The organism is Candidatus Methylomirabilota bacterium, assembly GCA_035315345.1.
Classification (GTDB): domain Bacteria; phylum Methylomirabilota; class Methylomirabilia; order Rokubacteriales; family CSP1-6; genus CAMLFJ01.
In genome coordinates, this window is the sequence record DATFYA010000160.1 from 1 (window position 1) to 7252 (window position 7252).

The window sequence follows — 7252 nt, forward strand, 5'->3', positions numbered from 1 at the left end:
TACTTCCGGATCAACACGGTGACCGTCGCGCTGCCCTCTCTCCGCGAGCGCTCGGGCGACATCCCCCTGCTGGCCAAGTCCTTCCTCGAGCGGTTCCGCATCAAGCACAGCCGGGAGGTGGAGGGTATCGACCCCGAGGCCTACCGCCGGCTGCTCTCCTATTCGTGGCCCGGTAACATCCGAGAGCTGGAGCACGCCATCGAGCGCGCGGTGCTGGTGGCCCGGGGGAAGGAGATCGCGCTCAGCGACCTGCCCGAGCCACTTCAGGCCGACCCGTCCCCGGGTGGATCCGCGCCCCCGCCGGGCTCGCTGGAGGAGATCGAGCGCGTCTCGATCGTGCGTGCGCTCGAGTCGACCGGTTGGAACAAGCAGGCCGCCGCGCAGGTGCTGGGCCTGCGGCGTCCCACGCTGTACTCGAAGATGCGCCGGCACGGCATTCCGCAGCGCCGCGCCTGAACGTTCCCCCGAAGACACGCTGTTCGCCCCGGCCGTCAGGCCCCCGCCGCAATTCCTCAAGGGGCGACCTCTAAGAGCCTGAAAGCACGCGGCTCGAATCCTGGCAGTGGACTTGCCTCCGGGCAGTGCCGGAGGTGGCCTTCATGCCCCGGATACTCCTCGTAGACGACGACCCCGCCTGGCGCAATCTGTATCGCATGGCGCTGGAGAGCAAGTTCGACCTGTTCGAGGCGACCGACGGGTATCAGGCGCTGTCGGTGCTCGGTGCGGTAAGGCCCGATGTGATCGTGCTGGACCTAAAGATGCCCCGGATGGACGGTATGGACTTCCTTCGTCGCCTGAGCCGACTGAGCCCTCGCCCCAGTGTCATCGTCTGCTCGGGTGCCTTCACCGAGGCTGAGCGCCCGCACATTCCGGGAGTTCACCTCGCCGCCAAGACGCCGGACCTCAAGGAGCTCTGGGCCGCCCTCCGTGCGGCGACGCCGGCGGCGACCGTCGCGGCGGCGGTCCCGGCGCGTGCGGCCGTTGCGGCCGAAGACGGGGTCTGGCGCGACTGACCTCGCTGCTCAGCCGGCAGGCACTGCCTTCGGTCCTGCCTAATTAATGGTCACATCGGCCCCTCGGTCCTCGAGGGGCGTTTTCGTCAATCGCCTGATTTTTCAACGCTCCCGTCGTGCCCGCTAGCGGCATGGGCAGTGCAGAGCAGGCCCGGGAGGTTCCAATGAAAAAGATCGAGGCGATCATCAAGCCGTTCAAGCTCGACGACGTCAAGGAAGCCCTGACCGGCATCGGGGTCATCGGCATGACGGTCTCCGAGGTCCGAGGGTTCGGCCGACAGAAGGGCCACACCGAGCTGTACCGCGGCGGCGAGTACACGGTCGACTTCCTCCCGAAGATCAAGGTCGAGGTGGTCGTCCCGGACAACCTGGTGGACAAGGTGGCCGGCGTCCTGGCCGCAGCGGCGAAGACCGGCAACATCGGCGACGGCAAGATCTTCGTGCAGCCGGTGGACACGGCGGTCCGGATCCGGACCGGCGAGCGGGACGAGAGCGCGCTTTGATGACGGCCCGAGGACACGCGGTGAGGAACGCGATGCTGGTGATCCTGTTCGTGGCGGTGGCCGTGATGCTCGCCCTGCTCGGCCCGGCGCTGGCTCAGACATCCGCCCCGGCGCCGACGGCCCCTGCGCCGGCAACCGGCCCCGCGCCCGCGCCGAAGATCGACAGCGGCGATACCGCCTGGGTGCTGATCTCCTCGGCCCTGGTCCTCCTGATGACCGCCCCCGGCCTGGCGCTCTTCTACGGCGGCATGGTGCGGCAGAAGAACGCGCTGGGTACGCTGATGCAGAGCTTCATCATCCTCGCCCTGATCTCGGTGCAATGGGTGCTCTGGGGGTACAGCCTGGCGTTCGGCCCCGACAAGGGCGGCATCATCGGCGGGCTCGAGTGGGTCGGCCTGAACGGAGTGGGCCAGGCTCCCAACCCCGACTACGCGGCGACGATTCCGCATCAAGCCTTCATGCTCTTCCAGATGATGTTCGCCGTCATCACACCGGCGCTCATCACCGGCGCCTTCGCGGAGCGGAAGAAGTTCTCGACGTTCATCGTCTTCATCCTCGCGTGGGCGACCCTGGTCTACGACCCGCTCGCCCACTGGGTGTGGGGCGTGGGCGGCTGGCTGCGCAACCTGGGCGCTCTCGACTTCGCCGGGGGCACCGTGGTGCACATCTCCTCGGGCATCTCGGCGCTGGCCGCGGCCCTGATCATCGGTCGCCGGAGGGGATACGGCCATCAGCCGATGCCGCCGCACAACCTGCCCTTCACGGTGATGGGCGCGAGCCTGCTCTGGTTCGGCTGGTTCGGGTTCAACGCGGGCAGCGCGCTGGCCGCCAACGGCCTCGCCGCGCATGCCTTCATGACCACCAACACCGCGACCGCAGCCGCCGCGCTCGGGTGGATGTTCACCGAGTGGGCGTCGCGCGGAAAGCCCACCGTCCTGGGGGCGGCCTCCGGGGCGGTCGCTGGCCTGGTCGCCATCACGCCCGCGGCGGGCTTCGTCACCCCGATGGCCGCCATCGTGATCGGCGCGGTGGCCGGCTTCATCTGCTACAACGCCTGCAACCTGAAGTCGAAGCTGGGTTACGACGACTCGCTCGACGTGGTCGGGGTCCACGGGGTCGGCGGGACGTGGGGCGCGCTGGCCACCGGCATCTTCGCCACCAAGCTCGTGAACGACGCGGGCGGCGACGGGCTGCTGTACGGCAACCCCAAGCAGCTCGGTGTGCAGGTCGTCGCGGTGCTGGTGACGTGGGTGCTCGGGTTCGTGATGACCACGGTCATCCTGAAGGTGCTGGACGCGACCATGGGGCTGCGCGTCACCGCCGAGGACGAGATGGCCGGTCTCGACCTCTCGCAGCACTCGGAAACGGCCTACGCGCTCGGCGGCTCCGCGGCGTACGGCGAGTACTCGATGGGCGGCAGCGGCCACGGCGCCTTCGAGAGCATGAAACCGGCGGAAGCCAAGGCGCGGCCGAGTCACTAGAAGACGGCGCCGGCTTGACGGGCTCGGAACAAACCACATATCGTGGGGGCCGGCGGGGCCCGCGAGGTCTCCGTCGGCCCTCGAACCTTCCCACCGACAAGGAGGCAGACGGATGACCCCGAAGGAAGTGCTGAAGATGGCGAAGGAGAAGGGCGTCAAGATCGTGGACCTGCGCTTCATCGATCTCCCCGGTCTGTGGCAGCACTTCTCGATTCCGGTTTCAGAGCTGAGCGAAGGAATCTTCGAGGACGGTCTCGGCTTCGACGGCTCGTCGATCCGCGGATTTCAGACGATCGACGAGTCGGACATGCTGCTGATCCCCGACCCGGCGTCCGCGCAGATGGATCCGTTCACCGCGGTCCCCACCCTGGTCCTGATCTGTAACGTGAAGGATCCGATCAGCGGCAAGGCCTACACCCGCGACCCTCGGTATGTCGCCCAGAAGGCGGAAGCGTACGTCAAGAAGAGCGGGGTCGGGGACACGATCTATATCGGCCCCGAGCTCGAGTTCTTCTTCTTCGACTCGATCCGCTTCGATCAGAACTACAACTCGGGCTACTACTTCATCGACTCCGAGGCGGGCGCCTGGAACACGGGCCTCGAGGGCACCGCGGACCGGCCGAACCTGGGCTACAAGCCCCGTTACAAGCAGGGCTACTTCCCGGTGCCGCCGATGGACAAGTTCCAGGACATTCGGTCGGACATGGTGCTGGCGCTGGAGTCGGTCGGCGTGCGCGTCGAGGTGCACCACCACGAGGTGGCCACCGGCGGGCAGACCGAGATCGACATGCGCTTCGACACGCTGACCAAGATGGCGGACAAGGTGTGCTGGTACAAGTACTGTGCGAAGAACACCGCGAAGAAGTGGGGCAAGACCGCCACCTTCATGCCCAAGCCGCTCTTCCAGGACAACGGCTCCGGCATGCACACGCACCAGTCCATCTGGAAGAACGGCAAGAACCTCTTCTACGAGCGGGGCGGGTACGCGGACATCTCCAAGACCTGCCTCCACTACATCGGTGGCATCCTGAAGCACGCGCCCGCGCTGCTCGCCTTCATCGCGCCCTCCACCAACAGCTACAAGCGGCTGGTGCCGGGCTACGAGGCGCCGATCAACCTCGTGTACAGCCAGCGCAACCGCTCGGCGGCCATCCGCATCCCGATGTACTCGAAGTCGGAGGGCGCCAAGCGGATCGAGTTCCGCACGCCCGATCCCACCTGCAACCCGTACCTGTCCTTCGCGGCCTGCGTCATGGCCGGACTCGACGGGGTGGCCAACAAGATCGATCCGGGCAAGCCGATCGACAAGGATCTCTACGAGCTGCCGCCCGCCGAGCAGAAGAAGATCAAGCAGCTGCCGGGCGCGCTCGACATCGTCCTCGACAACCTGGAGAAGAACCACGACTTCCTGCTGAAGGGCGACGTGTTCACGCCCGATCTGATCGAGACCTGGATCGAGTACAAGCGGAAGAACGAGGTGGATCCGGTCCGGCTGCGGCCGCACCCCTACGAGTTTGCCCTGTACTACGACATCTAGGCCTTCGCGGGGAAGTCCTCTCCGACTCCCGGCTCGGCGCTCCGGCGCCGGGTCGGGGGTGCCGCGCTTCCGCCGATGTTGCTCAGGCGTTAGGCGCCTGAGTGCCGCCTGAGCAACCCACGTCCCTTCGCCTTGGCTCAACCTCCCGATTTTCATCGGTCGCCACGGTGGCACCCCGCTTGCTCCTCCGTCACGGCATGAAGCCACACTGGCGAGTGCTCATCGTCGACGATCACGCGGCGTCGCGAGCCGCGGTGGCCGAGGCCGTCACCGCCCAGGGCGGGCAGGTGGTAGGCAACGGCAGCCGGGCGGAGGATGTCCTGCGGCTGGTGGACAAGCATCGACCCGACGTCGTGGTGCTCGCCGTCGGCCTGCCCGACGGCGACGGCGTCCAGGCCGCCCGTGAGGTCATGACGGTGGCCGCCTGCCCGGTTGTGCTCGTCATCGGTCAGACCGACGCGCCGGTGGTCGCGCGGGCGGTGGACGCCGGCGTGCTGGGCTTCCTCGCGAAGCCGGTGCGGGCCGAGGAGCTGGGGCCCGCCCTCGACGTCGCGATCCACCGCTTCCGCGACATCGAGACGATGCGGCGGGAGAACGAGACGCTCCGGCGCAAGCTCGAGTCGCGCAAGCTGGTCGAGCGAGCCAAGGGCATCCTCATGCGGCGCCTGGGCCTGAGCGAGCCCGAGGCGTTCCGCCGGATCCAGAAAACGTCGATGGACACCCGCCGGCCGATGGCCGACGTGGCGCAGGCGCTGCTGCTGACCGAGGAAGTCGGGCATTCGAGGCCAGCCAAGCCCTGATCGCTGCCGATTTCTCGGGCACACCACCGGGACTGCCTACCGAGTAGGCAGTTCTTTTGGTTTCCGGCGCCGCCGAACGACGACAAGCGATTGAAATTCCAGAAAGGGCGACGGGGCACGCACCTTGCTCCTCGACCGACCGGCGCACCCAGACAGCGGGGTCGGCGAGCACGCGCCGGGAGAGTCCACGACTGTGACCCAACGACGGGTCCGACCAATTCACCGATCGGAGCGAAAGGAGACCCGTATGGCGGCAGTTTCCCGCAGGGACTTTCTCAAGACCGCAGGCGCGGGGGGCATCGGGGCGGCGGCGGGCCTGAGCTTCCCGGCCGTCCTCAGGGCGCAGGGTGGCGGAAGCGTCAAGGTCGGCGTGCTGCACTCGCTGTCCGGCACCATGGCCATCAGCGAAGTATCGCTTCGCGATGTGGTGATGATGGCGGTGGAAGAGATCAACGCCAAGGGTGGCGTGATGGGCAAGAAGATCGAGCCGGTGGTGGTGGACCCCGCCTCGAACTGGGACCTGTTCGCGGAGAAGGCCAAGCAGCTCCTGCTCCAGGACAAGGTGGCGGCGGTCTTCGGCTGCTGGACGTCGGTCAGCCGCAAGTCGGTCCTGCCCGTCTTCGAGAACAACAACGGCCTGCTCTTCTACCCGGTTCAGTACGAGGGCGAGGAGTGCTCGAAGAACGTCTTCTACACCGGAGCCACGCCCAACCAGCAGCTGATCCCCGCCGCCGAGTACCTGATGGCGAAGGAGGGGGGCGGGTACAAGAAGTTCTACCTGCTCGGCACCGACTACGTGTTCCCGCGCACCGCCAACAAGATCCTGCGCGCGTTCCTCCGGGCCAAGGGCGTTCCGGAGGATTCCATCGCGGAGGAGTACACGCCGTTCAACCATCAGGACTACCAGACGATCGTCGGCAAGATCAAGCGCTTCTCCTCGGGCGGCAACGCGGCGGTGCTCTCGACGATCAACGGGGACAGCAACGTGCCCTTCTACAAGGAGTTCGCCAACCAGGGCCTGCGCTCCGAGCAGTGCCCGATCATGGCGTTCAGCGTGGCCGAGGACGAGCTGCGCGGCATGGACACCGCCGCGCTGGTCGGTCACCTCGCGGCGTGGAACTACTACCAGTCGGTCGACACCCCGCAGAACAAGAAGTTCGTGCAGACCTTCAAGGCCTTCGCCAAGAAGCACAACCTGCCCGGCGGCGACAAGCGCGTCACCGACGACCCGATGGAGGCGGCCTACTTCGGCGTCCACATCTGGAAGCAGGCGGCCGAGAAGGCCAAGTCGTTCGAGGTCGACGCCGTCCGCAAGGCGGTCTACGGCCAGACGTTCCTGGCCCCCGGCGGGCAGATCAAGATGGACGAGGCCAACCAGCACACCTACAAGCCGGTGCTCATCGGCGAGATCCTGAAGGACGGCCAGTTCAAGGTCGTCTCGCGGTCCAGGGGCCTCGTGAAGGCCGAGCCGTGGAGCCAGTACACCAGCCCGGACAAGGGCTGCGACTGGATCAAGCACCAGGGCACCTACCAGAAGAAGGCCTGAGCGCATCGTGTGGAAGTCGCTTCTCCTCGCGCTCGCGCTGCTGCCGGGGCTCACCACCCCGGCCGCGGCGCAGGGCGCGGGGGCATCGCCGGCCGGCGCCGCCGCGTCGGCCGGTCCCTCGGCGGACGTGGCCAGGCACATCGCCGACGTGGCCTCCCCCGACGCGACCGTGCAGCAGGAGGCCGCGGTCGCCCTCGGCAAGACCGGCGACCGCAAGATCCTGCCGCTGCTGCAGGCCCTCCGAGAAGGCAGTGTCTACGTGCGCGCGCTGCCGGAGGGCAAGAAGGAGACCCTCATCGTGGGCGACAAGATCACGGAGGGTGACCGGACGCTGGTTCCGCTCTTTCGCGCCTACGGACGGGAGCCCATCAT

General features: G+C 67.3%; 8 protein-coding genes. All 8 read left to right on the plus strand.

Annotated elements, in window-relative coordinates; translation table 11 throughout:
* A partial coding sequence (locus VKN16_20500; protein HME96586.1) for a helix-turn-helix domain-containing protein occupies window positions 1-456 on the plus strand: 456 nt, incomplete at its 5' end.
* 143 nt (window positions 457-599) lie between these two features.
* Complete coding sequence (locus tag VKN16_20505; protein HME96587.1) at window positions 600-1013, plus strand: response regulator; 414 nt, start codon at window positions 600-602, stop codon at window positions 1011-1013.
* Between the two features lie 164 nt (window positions 1014-1177).
* Window positions 1178-1516 (plus strand): P-II family nitrogen regulator, encoded by a 339-nt coding sequence (locus VKN16_20510; protein ID HME96588.1) that lies wholly within the window; start codon window positions 1178-1180, stop codon window positions 1514-1516.
* Window positions 1516-2997: an ammonium transporter gene (locus tag VKN16_20515; GenBank protein ID HME96589.1), complete on the plus strand. Its 1482-nt coding sequence runs from the start codon at window positions 1516-1518 to the stop codon at window positions 2995-2997. The genes VKN16_20510 and VKN16_20515 overlap by 1 nt, the downstream gene beginning before the upstream one ends.
* Before the next feature lie 112 nt (window positions 2998-3109).
* Complete coding sequence (gene glnA / locus VKN16_20520) at window positions 3110-4534, plus strand: type I glutamate--ammonia ligase (GenBank protein HME96590.1); 1425 nt, start codon at window positions 3110-3112, stop codon at window positions 4532-4534.
* A 197-nt stretch (window positions 4535-4731) separates the two neighbouring features.
* The gene (locus tag VKN16_20525; GenBank protein HME96591.1) at window positions 4732-5334 is read left to right on the plus strand and encodes an ANTAR domain-containing protein; all 603 of its coding nucleotides are present in this window, start codon (window positions 4732-4734) and stop codon (window positions 5332-5334) included.
* A gap of 247 nt (window positions 5335-5581) precedes the next feature.
* The gene (urtA, locus tag VKN16_20530) at window positions 5582-6880 is read left to right on the plus strand and encodes an urea ABC transporter substrate-binding protein (protein ID HME96592.1); all 1299 of its coding nucleotides are present in this window, start codon (window positions 5582-5584) and stop codon (window positions 6878-6880) included.
* A 7-nt stretch (window positions 6881-6887) separates the two neighbouring features.
* Window positions 6888-7252, plus strand: a 365-nt coding sequence (locus VKN16_20535) for a hypothetical protein (protein ID HME96593.1), incomplete at its 3' end; no start/stop codon positions are given.

Excerpts from the sequence above, each read along its gene's own strand:
- VKN16_20525 (HME96591.1), top strand. The coding sequence starts at position 4,732 with ATGAAGCCACACTGGCGAGTGCTCATCGTCGACGATCACGCGGCGTCG.
- VKN16_20515 (HME96589.1), top strand. The coding sequence starts at position 1,516 with ATGACGGCCCGAGGACACGCGGTGAGGAACGCGATGCTGGTGATCCTG.
- urtA (HME96592.1), top strand. The coding sequence starts at position 5,582 with ATGGCGGCAGTTTCCCGCAGGGACTTTCTCAAGACCGCAGGCGCGGGG.
- glnA (HME96590.1), top strand. The coding sequence starts at position 3,110 with ATGACCCCGAAGGAAGTGCTGAAGATGGCGAAGGAGAAGGGCGTCAAG.
- VKN16_20510 (HME96588.1), top strand. The coding sequence starts at position 1,178 with ATGAAAAAGATCGAGGCGATCATCAAGCCGTTCAAGCTCGACGACGTC.
- VKN16_20505 (HME96587.1), top strand. The coding sequence starts at position 600 with ATGCCCCGGATACTCCTCGTAGACGACGACCCCGCCTGGCGCAATCTG.